Here is a 26,860-nt window from a genome sequence, read left to right as displayed (position 1 = left end):
TGTCCGTCACGTCCGCCAGGGCTACCGTCTTCGAATCTTGCTACCCTTGGGGCATGAACCCGACCCATACATCCGACTCCCGCCGCATCAATCTGGCCCTGCAGGGCGGTGGCTCCCACGGCGCCTTCACCTGGGGCGTGCTCGATGCGCTGCTGGAAGATGGCCGCATCGAGATCGAGGGCATCAGCGGCACCAGCGCGGGCGCCATGAATGCGGTGGCGCTGGCGCAGGGTCTGGCCCAAGCCGCCGACAAGCCCGGTGCCGACCCGCGTGAGGCCGCGCGTGCCGCGCTGGCCCGCTTCTGGAACGGCATCGTCGACATGGGCGCCGTGTCGTCGTCCATTTCGCAAGCGCAGCGTGCGCCGTTCGATCTGCTATTTGGCGGGCTGGGCAGCTCGATCGGCGGCAACTCCCCCGCCCAACTCTGGACCGATGCCATGACCAGCTTCTGGGCGGGCTCGGTGTCGCCCTACCAGAGCAATCCGTTCGATATCAATCCCTTGATGAAATTCCTGGAGAGCCAGATCGATTTCGAGCGGCTGGCGGCGCACAAGGGCACCCGGGTGTTCGCGGTGGCCACCTGCGTGCAGACCGGCAAGGCCGAGGTGTTTTCGGGCAAGCGGCTGACCGCCCGTGCGGTCATGGCCTCGGCCTGCCTGCCCATGGTGTTCCAGGCGGTCGAGATCGAGGGTCACCACTATTGGGACGGCGGCTACTCGGGCAACCCCGCGATCCACCCCCTGATCTACCAATGCCAGAGCCGCGACGTGTTGCTGGTGCAACTCAACCCGATCAAGCGCGACAAGCTGCCCACCACCGCCGCCGAAATCATGGACCGGACCAGCGAGATCACCTTCAACGGCGCCCTGATCGCCGAGATGCGCGCCATCGCCTTCGTCAAGCGCCTGCTGGCCGAGGGCAAGCTCGATCCCGCGCGCTACAAGGATGTGCTGATGCACCGCATCGACGGCGGCGAAGCGCTGGAAGCGTACGACGCGTCCAGCAAGTCATCGATGGACGGCAAGCTGATCCTTGCCTTGCGCGACCTCGGCATCAGTTGCACCCGACAGTGGCTCGGCAAGCGCTACAAGTCGCTCGGGGTGATGGACACCGTGAATATCGCGCGCGACTATCTGGATGACCTTCGGGTGCCGGTGCAGGAGGCCAGAAATGGCGCCTCGTCTGTGACGTCCGGCTGATCCGGAGAATTCGCTGGCCCGACACTTCCCGGCGCAAGGCCGGCGTCTCAGGATTCCCGTCGCAAGGCCGGGAATAAAATCACGTCGCGGATGCTGGGGCTGTCGGTCAGCAGCATCATCAGGCGGTCGATGCCGATGCCGCAGCCGCCCGTGGGCGGCATGCCGTATTCGAGGGCGCGCACGAAGTCGTGGTCGTAGAACATGGCTTCGTCGTCGCCGCCGTCCTTGGCCGCCACCTGCGCCTGGAAGCGCGCCGCCTGGTCCTCGGCGTCGTTGAGCTCGGAAAAGCCATTGCCGAATTCGCGCCCGGTGATGTAGAGCTCGAAGCGCTCGGTGACTTCAGGACGTTCGTCGTTGGCGCGCGCCAGCGGTGAAATCTCGGTCGGGTGCTCCATGATGAAGGTCGGCTGCCAGAGCTTTTCTTCCACGGTCTCTTCGAAGTACAGCACCTGCAGGCTGGGCAGCGAGCGGCTCGATAGTTTGTTTTTCCCCTCCGACAGGCCCAGCTTTTTGAGCGCATTGGTCAGCCAGGCGGCGTCGTCCACATGGGCGCCGGCGTCGGTGTGTTTGAGAATGGCTTCGACGATGGTCAGCCGCTCGAACGGCTGCGACAGATCCACCGGTTTGCCGCCGTACTGGAGCTGCAGCGTGCCCAGGGTCTTCTGCGCCACATTGCGGATGATGGCTTCGGTAAAACTCATCAGATCCAGGTAGTTCCAGTACGCAGCGTAGAACTCCATCATGGTGAACTCGGGGTTGTGGCGCACCGAGATGCCTTCGTTGCGGTAGCTGCGGTTGATCTCGAACACGCGCTCGAAGCCGCCCACGATCAGGCGCTTGAGGTACAGCTCGGGCGCGATGCGCAGGAACATTTCCTGATCCAGCGCGTTGTGGTGCGTCTTGAACGGTTTGGCGTTGGCGCCCCCGGGAATGGGGTGCAGCATGGGCGTCTCGACCTCCAGAAAATCGTTCTCCACCATAAAGTCGCGGATCGCGCTGACGGCGCGGCTGCGTGCCTTGAAGCGCTCGCGCGCCGACTCGTCGGTCATCAGGTCCACATAGCGCTGGCGGTACTTGGTTTCCTGGTCGGCCATGCCGTGGAACTTGTCGGGCATGGGGCGCAGGCTCTTGGTGAGCAGGCGCACGTTGCTGGCGTGGATCGATAGCTCGCCGGTCTTGGTCTTGAAGACCTGGCCCTCGGCGGCCACGATGTCGCCCAGATCCCAATGCTTGAAGCGGGTGTACAGCTCTTCGCCGACGGCATCGCGCGTGACGTAGATCTGGATGCGCCCGCTGCCGTCCTGCAGCGTCGCAAAGCTGGCCTTGCCCATCACGCGCTTGAGCATCATGCGCCCGGCGATCTTGGCGGGGATGCCCAGTGCTGCCAGCTCTTCGGTGCTTTTCCCATCGTGCGCGGTAAACAGCGTGGCAGCATGGTCGGTCGGCTTGAAGTCATTGGGGAAGGCGACGCCCTTGCCCTCGCGCTGACGCTGGCGGATGGCCTTGAGTTTTTCGCGGCGCTCCAGGATCAGCAGGTTTTCGTCGGGCGCGGCGACGGGCGCCGAATGGTTTTTGTGGTCAGACATGAATGAGGGCCGCTATGGAAATGCCGCAGTGAAGGCTGCGTTCGCGAAGAACTTTTCGCCAAAACCACGTATTTTAAGTTTTTGGCGTGTGCGGCCCGGAATCAGTGCGGGATGCCGGCCCGCGCCAGCAGGTCGCTCACCAGTTCCAGTCGCACCAGCGGGTTCTCCAGCGCCATCAGGCGCTGCTTGAGTTCTAACGGCAGCGGCAGCAGTTCGCACCAGCGATTGGCGACCCAGCCGCACTCGTCGAGCTGCCACGGTTCCTGCAGCGGCATTTGCGCCGGCGCGGGCTCGCGCAGCTGCAGCGCGTGGATCAGTTGGCGCAGCGCGTCCGCCGTGCCCTGCAGGTCGTCGGGTACGGGCACCGCCATGTCGTCGTCGATCCGCTGCACTTCGGCGACCCACAATCCGTGCTTGAGCCGCTCGCTGCGGCTGATTCGAAAGCGCTGGGCGCCGGTACAGCGGATTTGCAGCAACCCCGCTTGCGGTGCCGCCAGCTCGGTGATGGTGGCCAGGGTGCCCACGTCGGAGAAGGCCTCGTGGGCGCCCGGCACCTGCACTTCCGGGCCCTGCGTCAGGCTGACGATGCCAAAAGGAGCGCCGGCCCGGTGGCATTTGCCGATCATGTCGAGATAGCGCACCTCGAAAATACGCAGTGGCAGTACCCCGCCGGGGAAAAGAACGGTGCCCAGCGGAAACAGCGGCAAAGAGGAGAGGGTGAGCGCAGGGAGCATCGCTACATCGATAAGTCACTTCTGGCCGCTATCATCCCATGACCTGATCGACTTGTACCCATGCCTTACCAAATCATCTCCTTCCTGCTCGACGTGACCATCGGCCTGCTGGGCGGCGCCTGCCTGCTGCGCCTGTACATGCAGTACCAGCGCGTGCCCTTTGGCAATCCGGTGGGGCGCTTTGTGTTTGCGCTGACCGACTGGCTGGTGCTGCCGCTGCGGCGCATCGTGCCCGCGGCGGGGCGCTGGGATCTGGCGAGTCTGGCGGGCGCTTTCCTGCTGGTGCTGGCACAGTACATCGTGCTGTGGCTGCTGGCCGGCGCCGAGAGTGCGCTGATTTTTCTGCCGGTACTGGCCGCCTTTGGCCTGGTACGGCTGGTGATTTCGGGGCTGACGGGCCTGTTGATCGTGTATGCCGTGATGTCCTGGGTGCAAACCGGCGGCTCACCGCTGTTCCATGTGATCGAGCGTTTGTGCGAGCCGCTATTGCGTCCGATCCGGCGTATCGTTCCGCTGGTCGGGGGGATCGACCTGTCACCGCTGGTGCTGCTGGTGCTGCTGCAGGTGGCGTCGATGGTGTGGTGGACTATCCAGGCGGTGGTGCTGCACTGAGCCGCTGCCGTCAAGCCACCGCGTCCGCCGACTGGCGCAGCAGCATGGCCAGCGTGCTGGCAATGGTCTTGCGCAGCTCGCGGCGGTCGCAAATGAGGTCGATCGCGCCTTTTTGCTGCAGGAATTCGGCGCGCTGAAAGCCTTCGGGCAGGGTCACGCGCACCGTGGACTCGATCACGCGCGGGCCGGCAAAACCGATCAGCGCCTTGGGCTCGGCCATCACCACATCGCCCAAGAAGGCAAAGCCGGCGCTGACGCCGCCCATGGTCGGGTCGGTCAGCACGCTGATATAGGGCAGGCCTTTCTTGGCCAGACGGGTCAAGGAGGCATTCGTCTTGGCCATCTGCATCAGGCTCAGCAAGCCTTCCTGCATGCGGGCGCCGCCGGTGGCGGTAAAGCAGATGAAGGGCACCTTTTGTTCGATCGCCGCGTGCACGCCGCGCACAAAGCGCTCGCCCACCACGCTGCCCATGCTGCCGCCCATGAAGTCAAATTCGAAGCACGCCACCACCACGCTGATGCTGTGCACCGCGCCGCCCATGACCACCAGCGCATCGGTCTCGCCGGTGTTTTCCAGCGCTTCTTTCAGGCGCTCGGGGTATTTGCGGCTGTCCTTGAACTTGAGCGCGTCCACGGGAAGCACCTCCTGCCCGATCTCGTAGCGGCCTTCCGGGTCGAGAAATACATTGAGCCGCGCGCGCGCACCGATGCGGTGGTGGTGGCCGCAACTCGGGCACACGTTCTGGTTCTGCTCCAGATCGGTCTTGTACAGCACCGTTTCGCAGCTTGGGCACTTGACCCACAGGCCTTCGGGCACGCTACGGCGGTCCGCCGGGTCGGTTTGCTGGATTTTGGGGGGAAGAAGTTTTTCTAGCCAACTCATGGATTCAATGCTCCTGTGGGTGGGATTATCGGCCAGCGGCATTCTTGGCCGTGGCGGCGGGCAGGGCGTCGAGCGCCTCGCGGATGCCGGCCAGGAATGCGCGCACCACCGGCACGACCTGCTCGCGCGGCTGGCCATCGATCAACTGGATGATCTTCGTGCCGATCACCACCGCATCGGCGGCCGAGCCGATGGCTTGCGCCGTGCGCGCGTCGCGGATGCCGAAGCCCACGCCGACCGGAATGCCCACATGCTCTCGGATGCGCGGGATCATGCGCCCGACCGCTTCGGTGTCCAGGTGGCCTGCACCCGTCACGCCCTTGAGCGAGACGTAGTAGACGTAGCCGCTGGCGATACGCGCGACCTGCGCCATGCGCTCGGAGGTAGAGGTCGGTGCCAGCAGGAAGATCAGGTCGATGCCGGCGCTGCGCAGCCGGGCCGCGAAGTCCTCGCACTCCTCGGGCGGATAGTCGACGATCAGCAAACCATCGACGCCCGCGGCCGCAGCGTCGCGGATGAAGGCGTCGGGGCCGTGCACCAGGCCGTAGTGCTCGACCGGATTGGCGTAGCCCATCAGCACCACGGGCGTGGTCGTGTCTTTCTCGCGAAAGGCGCCAACCATGGCCAGCACCTGCTTCATGCCGACGCCTGACGCGAGCGCCGCTTCGCCGGCTTTCTGGATCACCGGGCCGTCGGCCATCGGGTCGGAGAAGGGCACGCCCAGCTCGATCACGTCGGCGCCGGCGGCCACCATGCCGTGCATCAGCTCCGGCGTGATGTCGGCGTAGGGGAAACCGGCCGTGACGTAGGGGATGAGCGCGCGGCGCCCATCCTTCCTGAGGGCCGCGAAGGTGGCGGCAATGCGGCTCATGGCGCCTCCCGACGAGCCGTCTCTAGGGCGGCGCGTGCCCCCTCGGGGGGCAGTGAATACACGAAGTGATGAACGTGGGGGCTGTTCATGTCTTGCCTCCTTTCACCTGCAGGCCGCGCATCGACGGCCGGTCGTAGAAGTCCACACCTGCCAGATCGGCTACCGTGCCGATGTCCTTGTCGCCGCGACCCGAGAGGTTGACCAGGATGGTCTGGTCCGGGCGCATGGTTTTCGCGAGTTTCATGGCGTAAGCCACGGCGTGGCTCGATTCGAGGGCCGGGATGATGCCTTCGGTGCGGCACAGGTAGTGGAAGGCTGCCAGCGCTTCGGCGTCGGTGATGCCGACGTACTCGGCACGCCCGATGTCGGCCAGGTAGGCATGTTCGGGGCCGACGCCGGGGTAGTCCAGGCCGGCGCTGATGCTGTGTGTTTCTGTCACCTGGCCGTCCTCGTTCTGCAGCAGGTAGGTGCGGTTGCCGTGCAGCACGCCGGGGCTGCCGCGCAGGATCGAGGCCGAATGGCGGCCAGAGTCCAGCCCTTCGCCGGCGGCCTCGACGCCGATCAGGCGCGTGGCTTCGTGCGCAATATAGGGGTAGAAGATGCCCATCGCGTTGCTGCCACCGCCCACGCAGGCAACCACCACATCGGGCTGCCTGCCGCCCGTCATCTCGGGCATCTGCGTCAGGCATTCCTCGCCGATCACGCTCTGGAAGTCGCGCACCATGGTCGGGTAGGGGTGCGGCCCGGCCACCGTGCCGATGATGTAGAAGGTGTTGTCCACGTTGGCGACCCAGTCGCGCATGGCTTCGTTCAGTGCGTCTTTCAGCGTTTTGCTGCCCGATTCGACCGGCACCACGGTGGCGCCCAGCAGGTTCATGCGGTACACGTTCGGGCTTTGGCGCTTGACGTCTTCGGAGCCCATGTAGACCACGCATTCGAGCCCATAGCGCGCGCAGATGGTGGCGGTGGCCACGCCGTGCTGGCCGGCGCCGGTTTCGGCGATGATGCGCGGCTTGCCCATGCGGCGCGCCAGCATGGCCTGCCCGATCACGTTGTTGATCTTGTGCGCGCCGGTGTGGTTCAGGTCCTCGCGCTTGAGATAGATCTGCGCACCTTTCAACTCGCGGCTGGTGCGCGCGGCGTGGTAAATCGGCGAGGGCCGGCCGACGTAGTGCACGAGTTCGTATTTGAATTCGTCGATGAAGGCGGGGTCGTGCTGGTACTTCGCGTAGGCGTCTTTGAGCTCGTTGATGGCGTGCGTCAGCGTCTCGCTCACGAAACTGCCGCCGTAGATCCCGAAGTGGCCCGTCGGGTCAGGTTGCTGGTACTGGAACATGGTTTGACTTTGCAAATTGTTCGTCGGCCGCGCGCACGGCGGCAACGAACTGGTTGATTTTCTCCGCGCTCTTGATCCCCTTGTGGATCTCGACGCCGGAACTCACATCAACGGCCAGCGTCCTGCAACGCGGCCTGACCTGCAAGATGCCATCGATCACGTTGGCAGCATTCAACCCACCACTCAAGACGAGGTGAGCGTTGACGCTTGGAGGCAAAAGTGACCAATTGAATGCCTTGCCGCCGCCGCCATAGCCGTCGACATGGGCGTCGAGCAGGATGGCCTGGGCGTTTGAATAATCTTGGGCGTATTTTACGAGGTCAAAGCCTGCCGCCGCTGCGCCCAGCGGAATCCGCGCGGCACGGAGGTAGGGGCGCGCGATGCGGTCGCAGTCCCCGGGCGTTTCTTCACCATGAAATTGAACTGTAGCCCCCGGTATATCTTGGCAGGTCGCTATTATTTTCGCAGCACTCTCGTTGACGAAAAGCAGTACGGGCGTGACAAACGGCGGCAGGCGCCGGGCCAGCTCCAGCGCGCGCGCGGGCGTGACATAACGCGGGCTGGGCGGGTATAGCACAAAGCCCACGGCGTCGGCCCCGGCGGCCACGGCCGCATCCACGTCCTGCTCACGCGTCAGGCCGCAGATCTTGATCCTGGTGCGCTGAGCCCCCACGCTTGCCACTGCGTGTGCTGCGCTGCCCCCGAGGGGGCCTTCGCGCCTTGGGGCGGCCCGACGTCGCCGAAGCTGGATCGTGTGGAGCGCTGTTGGGTGGTCATGGAAGCCAATCATACGCAGCCGCACGGGCCGGCAGGCCCCAGCGGTCTTCGTACACCGGCCCCAGAAAATACAACCCATCGGGCGAGAAGGTGGGGGCGGCGGCATCGCGGTCGCGCGCGGCCAGCACGGTCTGCATCCAGTCGGGTGGCTGCCGGCCCTGGCCGATTGCGACCAGGCAGCCCATGATGTTGCGGATCATGTGGTGCAAGAACGCATTGGCTTCGAATTCAAAGCGCCAGTACGCGGCTTGAGTCGTGCCGCGCCGCTGAATCTCGATGCTGTTCATGATTTTAACGGGCGATCTGGCCTGGCAGGCCGAGGCCCGGAACGACGTGAAGTCATGCTCGCCCACCAGCTGCCGGGCCGCCAGGCGCATCGCATCCCCATCGAGCGGATACATGGTCCAGCCGACGCGTCCCGCCTCCACGCTGGGCCGAACCGGCGACTCAAGCAGCACGTAAGCGTAGCGCCGGGCGATAGCACTGGCGCGGCAATGGAACGCGTCGGGCACCTCGTGTGCCCATTGCACCGCGATGTCCGGGGGCAGGTAGGTGTTGGTGCCGCGCACCCACGAGAAGGCTTCACGCTGCAATGTAGTGTCGAAATGCACCACCTGCATCAGGCCGTGCACACCGGCATCGGTGCGCCCCGCGCACAGTGTGGAGACGGGCGTCTGGGTGAAGCGAGCGAGAGCGGTCTCGAGCTTGTCCTGAACCGTACGGCCCGAGAGCTGGCTTTGCCAGCCCTCGTAGGCCTGTCCGTTGTAGCTGATGCCTAACGCCAGCCTCACCACGACGGGGCTGAAAGAAGAGCGGGCGCGTCCACGGTCAGCGGAGCTCGGCAATCAGCTGCTGGGCACGGGCCTTCAGGCTGCCCGATGCCTGGGCAATGACTTCTTCGGCCAGCGCGCGCGCGCCGTCCGAATCGCCAATGGCGCGGAACTCTTCGGCCAGCGCCAGTTTGGTGGCCAGCGGGTCATGGATGGGTTCATGGGCGGATTCATGGGACGCGAGCAGGGCAGCATCGGCCGGCGCGGCGTCCAGATCCAGCGACAGCGACAGCGAATTCATGTCGAACTCGATCATGCCGGAGTCATGTACCGGCGCAGCATCGGCGGCGGCGACCGAGTGCTGAAGGCCGGACGTGGCAGCGCTGAAATCCATGTCCAGCGGTACCGATGCCGATGTGGGGGCATTGATGGTGACTGTTGGCTCTGCGGGTTGCATGTGCGGCACCACGTCGTCCACACCGAGGCCGGGCCGGCTTGCCGTGGGCGGCGCTGGCGCATCGTCGGCCGAGAAGTCGAGGTCAAGATCGAGGGGCACCGGCGATTGGGACAGCGCGGGCTGCAGGGTGCGCGGCATGGTGCTGACCATGTCGTTGACGGGCGCCTTGCCGAAAGCCGGTGCGCCGTCTTGCGCGGGCGGATGGCCGCCGGGCTGGTACAGAGGGTTGGCCGGGTCGAGATCCTGCCCGAGTTTGCAGATCTGCTCCCACTCGGGGCTCTCGCCCGCCGTCAGATTGTAGGCTTCGGTGGCGACCAACTCGAAGGTCTTGACATCACGCCGCTTGGCATAGATTTCCAGCAATTTGGCATGAATCGCCACGCGCGAAGGGTTGGTGCGGATGGCTTCCTTGAGGATTTCCTCGGCCTGCAGGTCACGGCCATAGGCCAGGTACACATCGGCCTCGGCCACGGGGTCGACGTCGCCCGCGGCATCGAGCTGGCTGGCGGAGTACACCATGGACGAGCTGGGCACTGCCGCCTTGGTGGTGTCAACGCTCTGGCCACCGCTGGAGCCGAAGAACGAGTCGGGTTGCAGGCGGCTCTCCAGAAAGGAGCTGTCCACCGGGCCCGCCTTCTTGCGCTGGCGTGCCCGGTAGAAGCCAAAGCCTGCCAACAGGGCGATCAGGCCGCCGGCAGCCACCGGAGCCAGGGGGTTGTCGAGCAGTTCGCTCATGAAGCTGGTCTCGGGCGCCGGTGTAGGCGCCACCTTGGCGGGGGCCGGAGCCGATGCGACCACGGCAGGCGCCGGCGCTGCCGCAGCGCTGGCGGCAGCGGCCACGGGTGCCACTGCTTCGGAGGCCGCCGTAGCGGCTGCTGCGGCCGAAGCGGCCGTGCTGGCCTCACCGGCGGCGACCGCCACACCACCCGTTGCGGCACTGGCGGCCAGGGCGGGTGCCGAGCCGGCGGCGGTCGAGGCCGCTTCCAGCTTGCTCAGTTCGGTGATGTTTTTTGACAGTTCGGCCACGCGCGCTTCGGCATCCCTGGCCTTGCGGGCGGCGAGCGTACTATCCTCGGCCGCCTTACCCTGCACCGCTCCTTTGGAGAGCGTCAGCTTGTCCGGTGAAGTGGCGGCGGGGGCTTTCTCTTCGACATTGGCCTGCAACTGGCCGCCGGCCTTGCGGTCTGCTGCCGCCATCTGCATGGTGGGTGCACCCTCGGCCAGCTTGTGGCGGAATTCGTTGAAATCCCGGCTCTGCGCGATGATGGTTTTTTGCGCCTCACCCGCCGGCGTGGCGGAAGCCTGCTGCGCATCGGGCAGCGTTAGCACCGCACCAGCCTTGATCCGGTTCACGTTGCCGGCAATGAAGGCCTGTGGATTGGTCCGCAAAAGGGCGACCAGCATTTGGTCCAGCGACACATTGTCCGGCTTGTTGGCGGCCGCAATTCTGCCGGCCGTGTCGCCCCGGTTCACCGTTACCTGGTTGCCGGCACCCGACGGCGCCGGACTCGTAGCGCGCGGCGCCGGCGCGGGGCGGCTTGGCGCGCGGCGCGCTGACGGTGCCGCCATGGCCGGAGCCGGCGGCATGGCAGCGGCAGAAGTCTGGGGCGCCGTTGGCTGAACCGGAGCCAGTTGCCGCGTCAGGTTCGGGTCGAACAGCATCGTGTAGTCGCGCACGATGCGCCCGGTCGACCAGTTGGCTTCGAGGATGACGTCGATGAACGGGTCGTTGACGGCGCGATCGCTGCGCAGGCTCAAGTAAGAGCGCCCATCGGGGCGGCGCTGCAGGCTGATCTGCAAGCGGGAAACGGCGGCGTTGTATTCGAGCCCGGCCGCTTTGAAGGCATCGGGAGAGGCCACGGTGGCGCGCAGGCTGGCGGCTTCTTCGGCATTGATGTCCGGAATGTCGATTTCGGCCCGCAACGGCTCACCCAGGGCCGACTGGACCGTGAGACGACCCAGCGCCAGCGCGTGGGCGTCGGTGGCGGCCAGACCAAAAGACACGGCGATGGCGGCCGCGATGGCGCCCGCCTGCCAGCCGCATGACTTTCTCATTAATTTTTGGGCAGCAAAGACTGGGTCAGCAGGCAATTTTTTTCGCATCATTGGGAGGAACGCCTAAGTACTTAATACTGAAATTTGACAGTAACATCAATGTCTTAGCCTGACAAGGCGAGACCAGTTTTTAGCTCTGTGCGCACACAACTAGTCGACACTTATGTGCAGAGGGTTGTTGCCAAACGACAACGGCTGCCATCGGGGCTCTGCGCCCACTGTTGGCGGCCGGTCCCCGACTCAGGCGTCCAGCAGGATGCGCAGCATGCGCCGCAGCGGCTCGGCGGCGCCCCAGAGCAACTGGTCGCCGACGGTGAAAGCGCCCACGTACTCAGGGCCCATCGCGAGCTTGCGGATGCGCCCGACCGGGATGCCCAGCGTGCCGGTCACCGCCACCGGCGTCAGGTCGTGAATGGTCGCCTCGCGCGTGTTTGGCACCACCTTGACCCAGGCGTTGTCGGCGGCGATCAGGGCCTCGATGTCGGCGGTCGGGACGTCTTTCTTGAGCTTGAAGGTCAGCGCCTGGCTGTGGCAGCGCATCGCGCCGATGCGCACGCAAAAGCCGTCCACGGGGGTGTGCGGTGTTCCGAATGCGGCGCCCTGGCCCAGAATCTTGTTGGTCTCGGCACCGGCCTTCCATTCTTCCTTGCTCATGCCCCACTCGGCATCGTCCGGGTTTTTCCCGATACCCAGATCCTTGTCGATCCAGGGAATCAGCGAACCGGCCAGCGGCACGCCGAAGTGGGCGGTCTCGGCGGCGGACAGCGACTGCTGCCGGGCCAGGATCTTGCGGTCGATCTCCAGGATGGCCGACTTGGGGTCGTCCAAGAGGGCGCGCACTTCGTGGTTCAGGGTGCCGAACTGGGTCAGCAGCTCGCGCATGTGCTGGGCGCCGCCGCCAGATGCGGCCTGATAGGTCATGGCGGTCATCCACTCGACCAAACCGGCCTTGTACAGCGCGCCCACGCCCATCAGCATGCAGCTCACCGTGCAGTTGCCGCCGATCCAGTTCTGGCCGCCCCTGGCCAGCGCGCTCTTGATGACCGGCAGGTTCACCGGATCGAGGATGATGATGGCGTCATCCTTCATGCGCAGGGTGGAGGCGGCGTCGATCCAGTGACCGTTCCAGCCGGCCGCGCGCAGCTTGGGGAAAATCTCGGCGGTGTAGTCACCGCCCTGGGCGGTGATGATGATGTCGCACTTCTTGAGCGCGGCGATGTCGTGCGCATCCTTGAGTGTGGACTCGTTCTTCGCCTGCGCCGGGGCTTTTCCGCCCGCGTTGGAGGTCGAGAAAAACACCGGCTCGATCAGACCGAAGTCGCCTTCCGCCTGCATCCGGTCCAGCAGCACGGAGCCGACCATGCCGCGCCAGCCCACCAACCCTACGAGATTACCAACCTTCATCACATCGCCCCTTTCGTTTCAAATCACTTTGGAATCCACGGCGGCCATTTGCGGCAGGCCGGGTTCCCAATGGTTTTGGTCGCCCGGCTCGTCGAGCCGGGAAGGCGTGACGAACCGGGCCGAGTCAGCCTTTGGTTGTCTTCTTGGTAATGGCACCGACCACCGCGTCACCCATTTCACGGGTTCCCACCTTGGTGGTGCCATCGGAATAAATGTCCGCGGTGCGCAAGCCCGAGACGAGCACGTCCTTCACCGCCGACTCGATACGGTCGGCAGCCTGAGGCTGGTTGAGTGAAAAGCGGAGCATCATGGCAGCAGACAATATTGTAGCCAATGGATTGGCGATGCCTTGGCCGGCGATGTCAGGCGCGCTGCCGTGGCTGGGTTCGTACAGGCCCTGGTTGCTGGCGTTCAGCGAGGCCGAGGGCAGCATGCCGATCGAGCCCGTCAGCATCGCCGCCTCGTCCGACAGGATGTCGCCAAACATGTTGCCGGTGACCACTACGTCGAACTTCTTGGGCGCCTTGACCAGTTGCATGGCCGCGTTGTCCACGTACATGTGGTCGAGCGCCACGTCGGGGTATTCGCGGCCGACCTCGGTGACCACGTCCTTCCAGAGCTGGAAGGTTTCCAGCACGTTGGCCTTGTCCACGCTGGTGACGCGTTTGCTGCGCTTGCGCGCCGCCTGGAACGCGACGTGCGCGATGCGCTCGATTTCCGGGCGCGAATAGCGCATCGTGTCGAAGGCTTCCTCGGCACCGGGGAAGTGGCCATCGACGGCGGTACGGCGACCACGCGGCTGGCCAAAATAAATATCACCCGTCAGTTCGCGGATGATCAGGATGTCCAGCCCGGCGATCAATTCGGGCTTCAGGCTGGATGCGCCGACCAGCTGCTCGTAGCAAATGGCCGGGCGGAAATTGGCAAACAGGCCCAGGTTCTTGCGCAGGCCCAAAATCGCCTGCTCGGGGCGCAGCGCACGCTCCAGCTTGTCGAATTTCCAGTCGCCCACGGCGCCGAACAGTATGGCGTCGGCGGCCTTGGCAAGCTTGAGCGTGGACTCTGGCAGCGGGTGGCCATGGGCTTCGTAGGCGGCGCCGCCGACCAGTGCGGATTCCATCTCGAACGGGAGATCGAGGACTTCCAGCACCTTGATGGCTTCGGCCACGATCTCAACCCCGATGCCGTCACCCGGCAGTACTGCAATTTTCATGGTTTTATTCGGTTTTTCTTTGATTACTATTAAATTGGTAGCTTACTGTGCAAGCGTGGTATGGGCTAGCCACGGTTTCTGTGCCAAACGCTGGGCTTCGAAGGCCCGGATCTTGTCGGACTGCAGCAGCGTCAGGCCAATGTCGTCAAGGCCGCCCAGCAGGCAATGCTTGCGAAACGGCTGTACGTCGAACGGCAACTCTTCGCCCTGCGGCTTGATGACGACCTGGCGCGCCAGGTCCACCGTCAGCGTGTAGCCGGGGAAAACCGCGGCTTCGTCAAACAGCTGGCCGACCTGCGCCTCGCTCAGCACGATGGGCAGCAGGCCGTTCTTGAAGCAGTTGTTGAAAAAAATGTCGGCGTAAGAGGGTGCGATGATGGCGCGAAAGCCGTACTGATCCAGCGCCCAGGGGGCGTGTTCGCGCGAGGAGCCGCAGCCGAAATTCTTGCGCGCCAGCAGGATGGACGCGCCCTGGTAGCGTGGCTGGTTCAGCACGAAGTCGGGGTTCGGCCGGCGTGTGGCCGGGTCCTGGCCGGGAAAACCGGGGTCCAGGTAGCGCCAGGCGTCGAACAGATTCGGGCCGAAGCCGGTCTTGCGGATGGATTTGAGGAACTGCTTGGGGATGATCGCGTCGGTGTCGACGTTTTCGCGATCCATCGGCGCCACCAGGCCCTTGTGTACGGTAAATTTTTGCATGATGTTTGTCTATCTCTAGTCAGTTGAGGGCAGAGCAAAATTGCTCCGCAATTCTTGGTCTGCCCCGCAAAGCTTCAGGAAAACCGGCGGATGTCGACAAAATGGCCATGCACCGCGGCGGCGGCGGCCATCGCGGGGCTGACCAGGTGGGTGCGCCCGCCGGTGCCCTGGCGACCCTCGAAATTGCGGTTGCTGGTGGAGGCGCAGCGCTCGCCGGGCTCGAGCCGGTCGGCGTTCATGGCCAGGCACATGGAGCAGCCCGGTTCGCGCCATTCGAAGCCGGCGGCCTTGAAAATGGCATCGAGCCCCTCGCGCTCGGCCTGTTCCTTGACCAGGCCGGAGCCCGGCACCACCATGGCGAGCTTGACGTTTTTCGCGACCTTTTGCCCCAGTTTTTTCACCATGGCCGCGGCCTCGCGCATGTCTTCGATGCGCGAATTGGTGCACGAGCCGATGAAGACCTTGTCGATGTAGACGTCGCCGATGGCCTTGTTGGGCGCCAGGCCCATGTAGGTCAGCGCGCGTTCGATCGCGCCGCGCTTGTTGGCGTCTTTTTCCTTGTCCGGGTCGGGCACGCGGCCATCGATGCCCAGCACCATTTCGGGCGAGGTGCCCCAGGTCACCTGCGGCGTGACGTCGGCGGCGTCGAGTTCGACCACCGTGTCGAAGCGGGCGTCGGCATCGGACTGCAGCGTGGCCCAGTAGGCGCAGGCCTGGTCCCATTCGACGCCGGTGGGCGCGAGCAGGCGGCCCTTCAGGTAGGCGATGGTTTTTTCGTCCACGGCCACCAGCCCCGCGCGGGCCCCGGCTTCTATGGCCATGTTGCACACGGTCATGCGGCCTTCCATGCTCAGCGCGCGAATTGCCGCACCGCCGAATTCGATGGTGTAGCCGGTGCCGCCGGCGGTGCCGATCTTGCCGATGATGGCGAGCACGATGTCCTTCGCGGTGATGCCGCGCGCCAGCGTGCCGTTCACTTTCACCAGCATGTTTTTGGCCTTTTTCGCCAGCAGGGTTTGCGTGGCCAGCACGTGCTCGACCTCGCTGGTGCCGATGCCGTGCGCCAGTGCGCCGAACGCGCCGTGGGTCGAGGTGTGCGAGTCGCCGCAGACCACCGTCATGCCGGGCAGGGTGGCGCCGTTTTCGGGGCCGATCACGTGCACGATGCCCTGGCGTCTGGAGAGGAAGGGAAAGTAGGCGGCCGCGCCCGATTCGGCGATGTTGTGGTCCAGCGTGGTGACCTGCTCGCGGCTGATCGGATCGGTAATGCCGTCGTAGCCCAGTTCCCAGCCGGTGGTGGGCGTGTTGTGATCGGCCGTCGCGACGATGGAACTGACGCGCCAGACCTTGCGGCCCGCCTGGCGCAGGCCTTCGAAGGCCTGCGGGCTGGTGACTTCGTGCACCAGATGCCGGTCGATGTAGAGGATGGCGGTGCCGTCTTCCTCGGTGTGGACGACGTGTTCGTCCCAGATTTTGTCGTAGAGAGTGCGTCCCATGGGATAGTTTCCTTGTGGCTGAAGTGATTTTATGGCTGTGGCGCGGCGCGCGCGCCGAGGTGCTCGACCAGCAGGCGCGCGGTGACGGGCAAGGTGGCGAAGTCGCGCGCCACCAGGTCGATCTGGCGCAGCGCCCAGTCGTCGTTCAAAGGCACGCAGGCCAGATCGCCCACGCCCTGCATCAACTCGAAGGCGCGCTGTGGAATCACGCCGACGCCCAGGCCGTTGTGGATCATGCGGCACATGGCGTCCAGCCCGGTCACGCGGATGCGCAGCCGGATGGTGCGCCCGGCCTGCGCCGCGGCCTGCCGCATGGCGAGGTAGATCGAGCTGGTGGCGTGCAGGCCGACATGGTCAAAATCCAGTGTTTCTATAAAATTGATAGCTGAAAGCGTAGACAACACATGGGCTTTGGGCACAATAAGCACCAAACGGTCATGCCGGTAGGGCCGCGTTTGCAGCTCGCCCGGGCCGCTGCTGCCTGTTACAGCGGTGTTGCAGATGCCCAGATCGGCGGCGCCTTCCTGCACGGCACGGATCACGTCCATGCTGAGATGCTCTTCCAGGTCGATCTTGACCTGCTCGTGCTTGCGCACGAAGGTGCCCAGGTCTTCGGGCAGGAACTGCACGATGGCTGAAATGTTGGCGTGCACGCGCACGTGGCCGCGCACGCCGTCGGCGTACTCGCTGAGTTCGCCCTGCATTTTTTCCAGGCTGAACAGCACCGAGCGCGCGTGGTGCAGCAGGCTCTCGCCGGCCGGCGTCAGGTCGACGCCGCGCGTGTGGCGGTACAGGAGCGGCGTGTCCAGAGTGGCCTCGAGATCGCTGAGCCGCTTGCTCACGGCCGAGGCGGCGATGAATTCGCGCTCGGCGGCCCGGCCGATGCTGCCGAGCTCGCACACCGCCACAAAAAGTTGCAGCGAGGTCAGGTCAATGCGGCGGGCAAAGTTGCGTTCGGTGGGTTTCATGGAAAAGCGCCGGAAGGTGGATTCCGGCCCTTTGTCATCGCGGTTGGCGATGGAGCTGTATTTTCACCCTTTACAGGCTGATTTGCCGTCGCGGTTCGCGATGCCTGCCTGCTTGAAGAGGCAGGCATGAAAAAGCCCGCACGAAGCGGGCTCCAGGCCTGTGAATCGGGGGCCGTGTGCGTGCCGGCCGGTTCAGGCGCAGGGTCCCTCAGCGCTTGGCAATCGGCTGCACATCGCGCTTGACCGCGCCGGTAAACAGCTGGCGCGGGCGGCCAATCTTGTACTCGGGGTCGCCGATCATCTCGTTGAGCTGGGCGATCCAGCCCACGGTGCGGGCCAGCGCGAAGACCGCGGTGAACAGCGACACCGGGATGCCGATGGCGCGCTGCACGATGCCCGAGTAGAAGTCGACATTGGGGTAGAGCTTGCGCGAGACGAAATAGTCGTCTTCCAGGGCGATCTTTTCAAGCGCCATCGCCAGCTTGAACAGGGGGTCGTTCTCCAGCCCCATTTCCTTCAGCACTTCCTTGCAGGTTTCCTGCATCAGCTTGGCGCGCGGGTCGTAGTTTTTGTACACGCGATGGCCAAAACCCATCAGCTTGACACCGGAGTCCTTGTCCTTGACCTGCTTGATGAAGTCGCCGATTTTCTCGACGCCGCCGTTTTTCTGGATGTTTTCCAGCATGTTGAGGGCGGCCTCATTGGCGCCGCCGTGAGCGGGGCCCCACAGGCAGGCCACGCCGGCCGCGATCGCGGCGAACGGATTGGTGCCCGACGAGCCGCACAGGCGCACGGTGGAGGTGGAGGCGTTCTGTTCGTGATCGGCATGCAGCGTGAAGATGCGGTCCATGGCGCGCTCGAGCACCGGGCTGACCTTGTATTCCTCGCACGGTGTGGCAAACATCATGTGCAGGAAGTTGGCGGAGTAGCTCAGGTCGTTGCGCGGGTACATGTAGGGCTGGCCTACGGTGTACTTGTGCGCCATGGCCACCAGGGTGGGCATCTTGGCGATCAGTCGGATCGCGGAGATCTCGCGGTGCTCGGGGTTGGTGATATCCGTGCTGTCGTGATAGAAGGCCGACAGCGCGCCGACCAGGCCGGTCATGATGGCCATGGGGTGGGCGCTGCGGAAGAAGCCGCGCATGAACAGCTGCATCTGCTCGTTGACCATGGTGTGCATGGTCACGAGACGCGAGAAGTCCTTCTTGCCGGCGGCGGTGGGCAACTCCCCGTACAACAGCAGATGGCAGGTTTCCATGTAGTCGCAGTTGACGGCCAACTGCTCGATCGGGTAGCCGCGGTACAGCAACTCACCCTTGTCGCCATCGATGTAGGTGATGGCCGACTGGCAGGCCGCCGTGGACAGAAAGCCCGGATCGTAGGTAAACATGCCGGTCTGGGCATACAGCTTGCGGATATCGACCACGTCCGGTCCCACACTGCCCTGGTACACCGGTAACTCGACGCTCGGGCTGCCGTTGCTAAACGACAGGGTGGCTTTGTTGTCAGCTAGTTTCATTTTTTACCCTTTCAGCGGTTATCTCGTAATTGATTCAATACTTCGAGCACGTCGGCGCGATCCAGTTCCGGGCTCACCTGGGCCAGGGTTTTGCGTGACAGGTGCAGGTCCAGCAGGTCGTTGTCGCTGAGATCCATTAGAGCACCGAGCCCCTGGGCTTGCCGGATGGTCAGGCTTTCCTCATACCGGTTGAAAAACCGTTCGATGAAGATGTCATTTTCCAGCAAACCGCGGCGGCAGCGCCACTTGAGCTTGCTCAAGGCCCGCTCATCCAAGCGCTCGTTCGCCATATGCATTCCAGGCCCCGCTCAGGTGGCCCGGGAGACCATCATTTCCTTGATCTTGTTGATGGCCAGAGACGGGTTCAGGCCCTTGGGGCACACGTCCACGCAGTTCATGATGGTGCGGCAGCGGAACAGGCGGTACGGGTCTTCCAGGTTGTCCAGGCGCTCGGCCGTGCCCTGATCGCGACTGTCGGCCAGAAAACGGTAGGCCTGCAGCAGACCCGCGGGGCCGACGAACTTGTCGGGATTCCACCAGAAGCTGGGGCAGGCCGTGGAGCAGCTGGCGCACAGGATGCACTCGTACAGGCCGTTGAGTTCTTCGCGCTCTTCGGGACTTTGCAGGCGCTCCTTCTCGGGCGGCACGGTGTCGTTGATCAGGTAAGGCTTGATCGAGTCGTACTGCTTGAAGAACTGCGTCATGTCCACGATCAGGTCGCGCACGACGGGCAGGCCCGGCAGCGGTTTGAGCACGATCGGGTCCTTCAGGGTGCGCATATTGGTCAGGCAGGCCAGGCCGTTCTTGCCATTGATGTTCATGGCGTCCGAGCCGCACACCCCTTCGCGGCAGGAGCGGCGAAAGGCGATGCCGGGATCCTGCGCCTTGAGTTTCATCAGGGCGTCCAGCAGCATGCGCTCGTGGCCGTCGAGTTCGACCTCCAGGGTCTGCATGTAGGGCCGGGCGTCCTTGTCCGGGTCGTAGCGGTAAATCTGGAAAGTGCGCTTGGTCATGGGGTTGTTCTCCGGTGTCTTGGTCGGTGCGGTTTCGCGCGGGTCAGAAGGTGCGGGTTTTCAGCGCAATGCTGTCAACGGTGAGCGGCTTCATCTGGACCGGCTTGTAGCTCAGGCGGTTGCCCTCCTTGTGCCACAGCGTGTGCCGCAGCCACTCGGTGTCGTTGCGCCCGAGCGGGTTTTCGGGCGTATCGCCGTATTCGGCCACGCTGTGCGCGCCCCGGCTCTCGTGGCGTGCCGCGGCGGAGATGATGGTGGCCTGCGCGACCTCGATCAGGTTCTCGACTTCCAGCGCCTCGATGCGCGCGGTATTGAACACCTTGGACTTGTCCTTGAGGTTGATGGCTTCGACACGTTTGCGCATTTCGGCAATCTGCACCACGCCTTCGTCCAGGATCGCCTGCGTGCGGAACACGCCCGCATGGTGCTGCATGGAAGCCCGCAGGGCGTTGGCCACGTCCTGCGCGTATTCGCCGCTGCTGGCACCATCCAGGCGCGCCAGCCGGGCCAGCGGCAGGTCCGCCGCATCCGCGGGCAGCGGCTTGTGCGCCTTGCTCTGCTTGTTGAACTCCACGATGTGGTTGCCGGCCGCGCGGCCGAACACCAGCAGGTCCAGCAGGGAATTGGTGCCCAGGCGGTTTGCGCCGTGCACGCTCACGCAGGAGCATTCGCCCACCGCGTACAGGCCGTTCACGACCTCGCTTTTGTTCTCCGCGTTTTGCGTGACCACCTGGCCATGGATATTGGTCGGGATGCCGCCCATCTGGTAGTGGATCGTCGGCACCACCGGAATCGGCTCCTTGGTGATGTCGACGTTGGCAAAGTTGTGCCCGATCTCGAGCACCGAGGGCAGGCGCTTCATGATGGTCTCGGCACCGAGGTGGTCCAGCTTGAGCAGCAGGTAGTCCTTGTTCGGGCCGCAGCCGCGGCCTTCCTTGATCTCCTGGTCCATCGAGCGCGAGACGAAGTCGCGCGGCGCCAGGTCTTTCAGGGTCGGCGCATAGCGCTCCATGAAGCGTTCGCCATTGCCATTGATCAGGATCGCTCCCTCGCCGCGGCAGCCTTCGGTGAGCAGCACGCCGGCGCCGGCCACGCCGGTCGGGTGGAACTGCCAGAACTCCATGTCCTGCAAAGGGATGCCGGCACGTGCCGCCATGCCCAGGCCGTCGCCGGTGTTGATATAGGCGTTGGTGGAGGCCGCAAAGATGCGTCCGGCACCGCCCGTGGCCAGCAAGGTGGTCTTGGCCTGCAGGATGTGGACGTCGCCGGTTTCCATTTCCAGCGCGGTGACGCCGATCACGTCGCCGTCGGCGTCCCGTATCAGGTCCAGCGCCATCCATTCGACGAAAAAGCTGGTCTTGGCCTTGACGTTTTGCTGGTACAGCGTGTGCAGCATGGCGTGGCCGGTGCGGTCGGCCGCCGCGCAGGCGCGCTCGACCGCTTTTTCGCCGTAGTTGGCGGTGTGGCCGCCAAACGGGCGCTGGTAAATGGTGCCGTCGGCGTTGCGGTCGAACGGCATGCCCATGTGTTCCAGGTCGTACACCACGTTGGGCGCTTCGCGGCACATGAACTCGATCGCGTCCTGGTCACCCAGCCAGTCACCACCCTTGACGGTGTCGTAGAAGTGGTAGTGCCAGTTGTCCTCGTTCATGTTGCCCAGCGAGGCGCCGATGCCGCCCTGCGCCGCCACCGTGTGCGAGCGCGTGGGGAAAACCTTGGAGAGCACGGCCACGTTCAGGCCGGCGCGCGCCAGTTGCAGCGATGCGCGCATGCCGGAGCCGCCGGCCCCGACGATGACAACGTCGAATTTTCGTTTGGTAACGGAATAAGTCATGAGTTTCAGCCTCGGTAGTGGCGTGGCATCAAAGGCGCCACAGAACCTGGATGGCCCAGCCCGCGCAACCCACGAGCCAGACGATGGAGAAGATTTGCAACACCAGGCGCAGCGCGACGGGCTTGATGTAGTCCATGAAGATGTCGCGCACACCGACCCACACGTGGTAGAGCAGGGCGACGATGACGATGAAGGTCAGCGCCTTCATCCACTGGGCCGCGAAGATGCCGGCCCAGGTGTCATAGCCGATCGGCCCGCGGGTGAAAACCACTTGCGCCAGCACCAGCAGCGTGAACAGCGCCATCAAACCCGCCGTGACGCGCTGCGCCAACCAGTCCCGGAAACCGTAGTGCGCACCCACTACGAGACGTTTGGTGCCGAAATTTACAGACATGGGAAGCTCCTGATCAATGGCGGGCAGCCTGGAAGATCTGCCCGCGAAGTTTTAGTAAAGGCCGAACAGCTTGGCGCCGAGGATCAGCAGCAGGGCGATGCTCAACACCAGTGTGCTGGCCGCGGACTTGCGGCCGAATTCTTTCGACACGGCGCCGTGGTGGATATCGGCCCACAGGTGGCGCAGGCCGGCGATGAAATGGTGCAAGAACGCCCAGATCAGCAGCAGGGCGACGAGTTTGATGAACCAGCCAGGTACAACGCCGATACCGATATTGAAGGCCGACTTGAAGCGCTCGAACGAGATTTCCGAGGAGACCGAGGTGTCGAACATCCAGATGATGAATGGCAGCAGCACGAACATGATCGCGCCGCTGATCCGGTGAAGAATCGACACCAGGGCGGCCAGAGGCATGCGGTAGGTGGTCAGATCCGTGAAGGCATTGATGTTCCGGAACTCGGGCCGTTTGGGTCGTGCGGGGGGGGCTAGCTGGGGCATGAAATGGCTTTCGTGAATGTAACGACTTTGTAATTGTGCAACGGCTGACGACCCAAAATTCTATTGCAACGCAGCAAACCGCCGCGGCGACCGCCATTTTTGCCCGATTTCTGCCATCGCCCGCACGTCAGTTCAGCTCATTGCGGTAGTGGTGCGTATCCGTGCGGTACAGGCCGCGGCGCAGCTCCATGGGGACGTCGTTGTAGGTGCAGGCGATCCGCTCCACGCTGAGCAGCGGCGTGCCCGCCTTGACCTTGAGCAGCGCGCATTGCGCGGCATCGGGCGTCACGGCCCGGATGTGCTCTTCGGCCCGCACCATGCGCACCCCGAATTCGACTTCGAACAGCGCATACATCGGGCCGTGGTAGTCCGACAGGCGCTCCGCGGTCAGTCCCTTGAACGGGCCCCCGGGCAGCCACAGATCCTCCAGAATGGTCGGGACCCCCGAGAACGACAGCACGCGGCGTACCTGCAGCACCGCGTCGCCCGTGCGCAGCGCCAGAGCGCGGGCCACGTCGGCGCTGGCCCGCAGGCGTTTGCAGTCGATGATTTCGCGCTGGGCCGGCCCCTCGCTGTTGACGTCGCCGTTGTCGGGAATCAGCTTCAAAAAGCGGTACTGCACCTGGTGTTCGGCATGCGTGGCCACAAACGTGCCCTTGCCCTGGCGCCGCACCACCAGGTTGTCGGCGGCCAGTTCGTCGATCGCCTTGCGCACCGTGCCCTGGCTCACGCGATAGCGCACCGCCAGATCCATCTCGCTCGGAATGGCCGCGCCGGGCTTCCATTCGCCCGACTGCAGGCTTTGCAGGATCAGGCCCTTGATTTGCTGGTACAGCGGGCTGAAGGCGGGTGTCGGGCTGCTTGCGCCGGCGCTGCCCGGCTCGGCGTCGGAGGCTTCGGGATCGACAGAAGAGTGAGACATGGGGCGGATCGTTTGAAGGACTCAATCATATCTTATATAAGATATAAGACAAATTGACCGGTCCGGGTTTTCGCGGGTAAACTCCAAGCCTGTTTCGAACCGCTTTTGCCAAGCGCCCGGGCTCCTTTTTGGAGGCCTCTTTCATCACCCTTTCTGGAGCTGTCCATCATGAGCAAAAAACCCGTTCGCGTCGCCGTTACCGGTGCCGCAGGTCAAATCGGCTACGCCATCCTGTTTCGCATCGCCTCGGGCGAAATGCTGGGCAAAGACCAGCCCGTGATCCTGCAACTGCTCGAAATCCCCGACGAGAAAGCCCAGAAGGCGCTCAAGGGCGTGATGATGGAACTGCAGGACTGCGCCTTCCCGCTGCTGGTCGAGATGCAGGCCCACGGCGACCCGATGACCGCGTTCAAGGACGTCGACTACGCGCTGCTGATCGGCTCGCGTCCACGCGGTCCCGGCATGGAGCGCGCCGAGTTGCTGGCGGTCAACGCGCAGATCTTCACGGCCCAGGGCAAGGCCCTGAACGCCGTGGCCAGCCGCAACGTCAAGGTGCTGGTGGTGGGCAACCCGGCCAACACCAATGCCTACATCGCGATGAAGAGCGCGCCCGACCTGCCCGGCAAGAACTTCACCGCCATGCTGCGCCTGGACCACAACCGCGCGCTGAGCCAGATTGCCGCCAAGACCGGCAAGGCTGTGGCTGACATCGAAAAGCTCACCGTGTGGGGCAACCACTCGCCCACGATGTACGCCGACTACCGCTTCGCCACCGTCAACGGCGAGAGCGTGGCCAAGATGATCAACGACCAGGAATGGAACGCCAACGTGTTCCTGCCCACCGTGGGCAAGCGCGGTGCCGCCATCATCGAGGCGCGCGGCCTCTCCAGCGCGGCCTCCGCGGCCAATGCGGCGATCGACCACATGCACGACTGGGCCCTGGGCACCAACGGCAAGTGGGTCACCATGGGCATTCCGTCGGATGGCAGTTACGGCATTCCGAAGGACGTGATGTTCGGCGTGCCGGTCACCTGCGAGAACGGCGAATACAAGCGGGTCGAGGGCCTGCCGATCGACGCCTTCAGCCAGCAGTGCATCGACAAGACGCTCAAGGAGTTGCTGGACGAGCAGGCCGGCGTGGCCCACCTGCTGTAAGCCGGGCCGTCAAACTGCCTGTCCATGCACGACTGGAATCCGGACCTGTACCGGCGCTACGAGGATGAGCGTACCCGGCCGGCGCAGGACCTGCTGGCGCGCGTGCCGCTGGAGCGGGCAGCGCGGGTGGTCGATCTCGGCTGCGGGCCCGGCAATTCCACCGAACTGCTGGTGCGGCGTTTTGCGACCGCGCAGGTCACCGGCACCGACAACTCCGAAGCCATGCTGGCGAGCGCACACCAGCGCCTGCCGCAGGTGCGCTTCGAGCTCAGCGACATCGCGCGCTGGACGCCCGACGCCGCCCAGGGCGGGGCGCCCGACCTGATTTACGCCAACGCGGCGCTGCAATGGGTGCCCGATCACGAAACGCTGATTCCGCGCCTGTTTGCCGCGCTCGCGCCCGGCGGCGTGCTCGCCATCCAGATGCCCGACAACCGCCAGGAGCCGACGCACCGCCTGATGCGCGAGCTGGCGGCGCAGGCGCCGTGGGCGGAGCCCATCGGCGACGCCGACCGGCTGCGCACCGCACTGCTGGGCATCGGCGGCTATTACGACCTGCTGGCAAAGCAGGCGGCGCAGGTCGACGTCTGGCGCACCATCTACCAGCACCCGATGGCGACTCCCGCCGCGATTGTCGAATGGGTGCGCGGCACGGGGCTCAAGCCCTTTGTCGATCGCCTGCCGTCCGCACTGCAGGCCAGCTATCTGGCCGAGTACGAGCGCTGCATCGCGCAGGCCTATCCGCCGCGCGCCGACGGACGCCTGCTGCTGGCATTTCCACGCCTGTTCATTGTGGCGCAGCGCAAGCCATCATGAGGGCCGGACGCCATCCGCGCGAAGTTTTGCTGGGCGCCCAGGCGGCCGGCGCTTTTCTTCCGGTGTGCGACCACTACAGCGGCGTCGAGGCGCGCATGCGCAAGAGCCTGCAGCTGCAGGCCGAGTTCACCGAGGAGTTCGGCGCCTGCGTGTTCGACGTGACGCTGGACTGCGAGGACGGCGCGCCGGTCGGTGGCGAGGCCGATCACGCGGCGCTGGTGGTGGCGCTGGCGCTGCTGGCGGACGGCAAGGCGCGCGTCGCCGTGCGCGTGCATCCGGTGGACCATCCCGCGTTCGAGTCCGACATCGCCACGATTGCCGGCGCGGCCGGGCGCAGGCTGTGCCACATCATGATTCCGAAAGTGGAGTCGGTGGACGACGTGATTCGGGCCGAAAAAGCCCTGGAGTCCGCATCTGCCGGGCATTTGCCGCTACAGGTTTTGATAGAGTCGCCGGCCGCCGTGCAGCGCGCCTTCGAGATCGCCGCGCACCCGCGCGTGCAGTCGCTGAGCTTCGGCCTGATGGACTTTGTCTCCAGCCACGGCGGCGCGATCCCCTCGGACGGCATGGGCGTGCAGGGCCAGTTCACCCATCCGCTGGTGGTGCGCGCCAAGCTCGAAATCGCCTCGGCCTGCCATGCCTGGGGCAAGGTGCCCTCGCACTGCGTGGTGACCGAGTTCAAGGACACCGAGGCGCTCGGCGCGGCCGCGCGCCGGGCCGCGCGCGAATTCGGCTACACCCGCATGTGGAGCATCCACCCGGACCAGATCCGCACTATCCTGCAGGCGTTTGCGCCGAGTGCGCGCGAGATCGAGATCGCTACAAAAATAATAGCCGCTGCTGCCGATGCAGACTGGGCTCCCGTCTCTTTTGAAGGAAAACTGCAGGACCGCGCCAGCTACCGCTACTTCTGGCAGGTGCTGGAGCGCGCGCACCAGACGGGCAGGGAACTGCCCGATGAAATCCGGATTTATTTCAACCCCGCCGACCCCCCCACGATACATTCCACGGAGACACCCTCATGAAAGCCTTCCTCACCGCCAGCCTGATTCTGCTAAGCCCCGCCCTGGTGCTTGCGCAAACGGGCACCACGCCCGACACCGCAGCGGCCAAACCCGCCGCCAAGCATGTCACCAAGCCCGCCGCCAGGCATGTGGCGAAGAAAAAGCCCGTGGTCAGCACGAACCGCCAAAACCTCAAAAGCGCCGCCATTAACGCGGCCGCCGGTATTGAAGCGGCCGACGCCGCACTCACGCCCGCCGAATTGGCGATTGCGCAGCGCGTGTACGTGGGCAGCCTGCCCTGCGAGTTGGGCGCCACCGTCACGCTCGCACCCGATCCCAAAACGCCGGGCTACTTCGACGTGCGCGGCAAGAACTTCAGCTACCGCATGTTCCCCGTGGTGACCTCGACCGGCGCGGTGCGCCTGGAAGACCAGAAGGCGGGTGCGGTGTGGCTCCAGCTGTCCAACAAATCCATGCTGCTGAACGAGAAGCTCGGGCAACGCATGGCCGACGAGTGCAAGAGCCCGGCCCAGGCGACGGTCGCCGAGAACATGAAAGAGCACCCCGGCCCCGGCCTGCTGGACGCACCGGTGAAGACCGGTGCAGCGTCGGCCGCTACTAAATGAATAGCTGAAAGCGCCCGCCAAT

Annotated in this window: 26 protein-coding genes; 6 read left to right on the top strand and 20 right to left on the bottom strand. The window is 64.7% G+C overall.

All coding sequences use genetic code 11. The features are described from left to right. The first annotated feature begins 53 nt into the window (after window positions 1-53). Window positions 54-1,199, top strand: a complete 1,146-nt coding sequence (locus EUB48_RS17430) for a patatin-like phospholipase family protein (RefSeq protein ID WP_142820303.1) — start codon at window positions 54-56, stop codon at window positions 1,197-1,199. 47 nt (window positions 1,200-1,246) lie between these two features. Here EUB48_RS17430 and lysS read toward each other — a convergent pair whose 3' ends face one another. Next, window positions 1,247-2,785, bottom strand: a complete 1,539-nt coding sequence (gene lysS, locus EUB48_RS17425) for a lysine--tRNA ligase (protein ID WP_142820302.1) — start codon at window positions 2,783-2,785, stop codon at window positions 1,247-1,249. A gap of 101 nt (window positions 2,786-2,886) precedes the next feature. Beyond that, window positions 2,887-3,519, bottom strand: coding sequence for an LON peptidase substrate-binding domain-containing protein (locus EUB48_RS17420; RefSeq protein WP_142820301.1), 633 nt, complete (start codon window positions 3,517-3,519; stop codon window positions 2,887-2,889). A gap of 60 nt (window positions 3,520-3,579) precedes the next feature. Here EUB48_RS17420 and EUB48_RS17415 point away from each other — a divergent pair, with 60 nt between their 5' ends. Then, complete coding sequence (locus EUB48_RS17415) at window positions 3,580-4,131, top strand: YggT family protein (RefSeq protein WP_142820300.1); 552 nt, start codon at window positions 3,580-3,582, stop codon at window positions 4,129-4,131. A gap of 10 nt (window positions 4,132-4,141) precedes the next feature. On the opposite strand, the gene accD is transcribed toward EUB48_RS17415, so the two are convergent. The 18 genes from accD to EUB48_RS17325 form a co-directional block, all read right to left on the bottom strand. Then, complete coding sequence (gene accD / locus EUB48_RS17410; RefSeq protein WP_142820299.1) at window positions 4,142-5,014, bottom strand: acetyl-CoA carboxylase, carboxyltransferase subunit beta; 873 nt, start codon at window positions 5,012-5,014, stop codon at window positions 4,142-4,144. A gap of 25 nt (window positions 5,015-5,039) precedes the next feature. Beyond that, on the bottom strand, window positions 5,040-5,885 hold the full coding sequence (gene trpA / locus EUB48_RS17405; RefSeq protein ID WP_142820298.1) for a tryptophan synthase subunit alpha: 846 nt from the start codon (window positions 5,883-5,885) through the stop codon (window positions 5,040-5,042). A gap of 85 nt (window positions 5,886-5,970) precedes the next feature. Then, a complete protein-coding gene (trpB, locus tag EUB48_RS17400) occupies window positions 5,971-7,221 on the bottom strand; it encodes a tryptophan synthase subunit beta (protein WP_142820297.1) in 1,251 nt (416 codons plus the stop codon). Further along, window positions 7,199-8,011, bottom strand: a complete 813-nt coding sequence (locus EUB48_RS17395) for a phosphoribosylanthranilate isomerase (protein WP_142820296.1) — start codon at window positions 8,009-8,011, stop codon at window positions 7,199-7,201. The genes trpB and EUB48_RS17395 overlap by 23 nt, the downstream gene beginning before the upstream one ends. Then, window positions 7,995-8,789 (bottom strand): tRNA pseudouridine(38-40) synthase TruA, encoded by a 795-nt coding sequence (gene truA, locus EUB48_RS17390; RefSeq protein WP_142820295.1) that lies wholly within the window; start codon window positions 8,787-8,789, stop codon window positions 7,995-7,997. Before truA ends, EUB48_RS17395 begins: the two co-directional genes overlap by 17 nt. Before the next feature lie 37 nt (window positions 8,790-8,826). Then, a complete protein-coding gene (locus EUB48_RS17385; RefSeq protein WP_244618255.1) occupies window positions 8,827-11,280 on the bottom strand; it encodes a motility hub landmark protein FimV in 2,454 nt (817 codons plus the stop codon). Window positions 11,281-11,520: 240 nt separating this feature from the next. Continuing rightward, window positions 11,521-12,684, bottom strand: a complete 1,164-nt coding sequence (gene asd / locus EUB48_RS17380) for an aspartate-semialdehyde dehydrogenase (RefSeq protein ID WP_142820293.1) — start codon at window positions 12,682-12,684, stop codon at window positions 11,521-11,523. A gap of 124 nt (window positions 12,685-12,808) precedes the next feature. Further along, window positions 12,809-13,897, bottom strand: coding sequence for a 3-isopropylmalate dehydrogenase (gene leuB, locus EUB48_RS17375; RefSeq protein ID WP_142820292.1), 1,089 nt, complete (start codon window positions 13,895-13,897; stop codon window positions 12,809-12,811). A 42-nt stretch (window positions 13,898-13,939) separates the two neighbouring features. Next, complete coding sequence (gene leuD / locus EUB48_RS17370) at window positions 13,940-14,593, bottom strand: 3-isopropylmalate dehydratase small subunit (RefSeq protein ID WP_142820291.1); 654 nt, start codon at window positions 14,591-14,593, stop codon at window positions 13,940-13,942. A 74-nt stretch (window positions 14,594-14,667) separates the two neighbouring features. Continuing rightward, entirely contained in the window at window positions 14,668-16,089 is a 1,422-nt protein-coding gene (leuC, locus tag EUB48_RS17365) for a 3-isopropylmalate dehydratase large subunit (protein ID WP_142820290.1), read from the bottom strand. Between the two features lie 29 nt (window positions 16,090-16,118). Then, window positions 16,119-17,057 carry a LysR family transcriptional regulator gene (locus EUB48_RS17360; protein WP_142820289.1) on the bottom strand — a complete coding sequence of 313 codons (939 nt, stop codon included), beginning with the start codon at window positions 17,055-17,057 and terminating at the stop codon, window positions 16,119-16,121. Window positions 17,058-17,265: 208 nt separating this feature from the next. Beyond that, on the bottom strand, window positions 17,266-18,576 hold the full coding sequence (locus EUB48_RS17355; protein ID WP_142820288.1) for a citrate synthase: 1,311 nt from the start codon (window positions 18,574-18,576) through the stop codon (window positions 17,266-17,268). Window positions 18,577-18,587: 11 nt separating this feature from the next. Then, on the bottom strand, window positions 18,588-18,872 hold the full coding sequence (locus EUB48_RS17350; protein ID WP_142820287.1) for an FAD assembly factor SdhE: 285 nt from the start codon (window positions 18,870-18,872) through the stop codon (window positions 18,588-18,590). A gap of 12 nt (window positions 18,873-18,884) precedes the next feature. Further along, window positions 18,885-19,589 carry a succinate dehydrogenase iron-sulfur subunit gene (locus EUB48_RS17345; RefSeq protein ID WP_142820286.1) on the bottom strand — a complete coding sequence of 235 codons (705 nt, stop codon included), beginning with the start codon at window positions 19,587-19,589 and terminating at the stop codon, window positions 18,885-18,887. A 43-nt stretch (window positions 19,590-19,632) separates the two neighbouring features. Continuing rightward, window positions 19,633-21,423, bottom strand: a complete 1,791-nt coding sequence (sdhA, locus tag EUB48_RS17340; RefSeq protein WP_142820285.1) for a succinate dehydrogenase flavoprotein subunit — start codon at window positions 21,421-21,423, stop codon at window positions 19,633-19,635. 28 nt (window positions 21,424-21,451) lie between these two features. Next, window positions 21,452-21,817 (bottom strand): succinate dehydrogenase, hydrophobic membrane anchor protein, encoded by a 366-nt coding sequence (sdhD, locus tag EUB48_RS17335; RefSeq protein ID WP_142820284.1) that lies wholly within the window; start codon window positions 21,815-21,817, stop codon window positions 21,452-21,454. A gap of 51 nt (window positions 21,818-21,868) precedes the next feature. Further along, window positions 21,869-22,315, bottom strand: coding sequence for a succinate dehydrogenase, cytochrome b556 subunit (gene sdhC, locus EUB48_RS17330; protein ID WP_142820283.1), 447 nt, complete (start codon window positions 22,313-22,315; stop codon window positions 21,869-21,871). A gap of 127 nt (window positions 22,316-22,442) precedes the next feature. Further along, entirely contained in the window at window positions 22,443-23,237 is a 795-nt protein-coding gene (locus EUB48_RS17325) for a GntR family transcriptional regulator (protein ID WP_142820282.1), read from the bottom strand. A gap of 168 nt (window positions 23,238-23,405) precedes the next feature. Between EUB48_RS17325 and EUB48_RS17320 the strand changes: the two genes are divergently transcribed. Genes EUB48_RS17320 through EUB48_RS17305 form a run of 4 tightly spaced genes read left to right on the top strand, consistent with a single transcriptional unit; the run spans window position 23,406 to window position 26,838 of the window. Next, window positions 23,406-24,392 carry a malate dehydrogenase gene (locus EUB48_RS17320; RefSeq protein WP_142820281.1) on the top strand — a complete coding sequence of 329 codons (987 nt, stop codon included), beginning with the start codon at window positions 23,406-23,408 and terminating at the stop codon, window positions 24,390-24,392. 24 nt (window positions 24,393-24,416) lie between these two features. Then, window positions 24,417-25,208, top strand: coding sequence for a trans-aconitate 2-methyltransferase (gene tam / locus EUB48_RS17315; RefSeq protein WP_142820280.1), 792 nt, complete (start codon window positions 24,417-24,419; stop codon window positions 25,206-25,208). Continuing rightward, on the top strand, window positions 25,205-26,233 hold the full coding sequence (locus EUB48_RS17310) for an HpcH/HpaI aldolase/citrate lyase family protein (protein ID WP_142820279.1): 1,029 nt from the start codon (window positions 25,205-25,207) through the stop codon (window positions 26,231-26,233). The genes tam and EUB48_RS17310 overlap by 4 nt, the downstream gene beginning before the upstream one ends. Next, a complete protein-coding gene (locus EUB48_RS17305) occupies window positions 26,230-26,838 on the top strand; it encodes a hypothetical protein (RefSeq protein WP_142820278.1) in 609 nt (202 codons plus the stop codon). The genes EUB48_RS17310 and EUB48_RS17305 overlap by 4 nt, the downstream gene beginning before the upstream one ends. The last annotated feature ends 22 nt before the right edge of the window (window positions 26,839-26,860 follow it).

It is taken from the genome of Rhodoferax sediminis, from assembly GCF_006970865.1.
GTDB lineage: Bacteria > Pseudomonadota > Gammaproteobacteria > Burkholderiales > Burkholderiaceae_C > Rhodoferax_A > Rhodoferax_A sediminis.
This window is presented reverse-complemented; position numbering and strand designations above follow the sequence as displayed.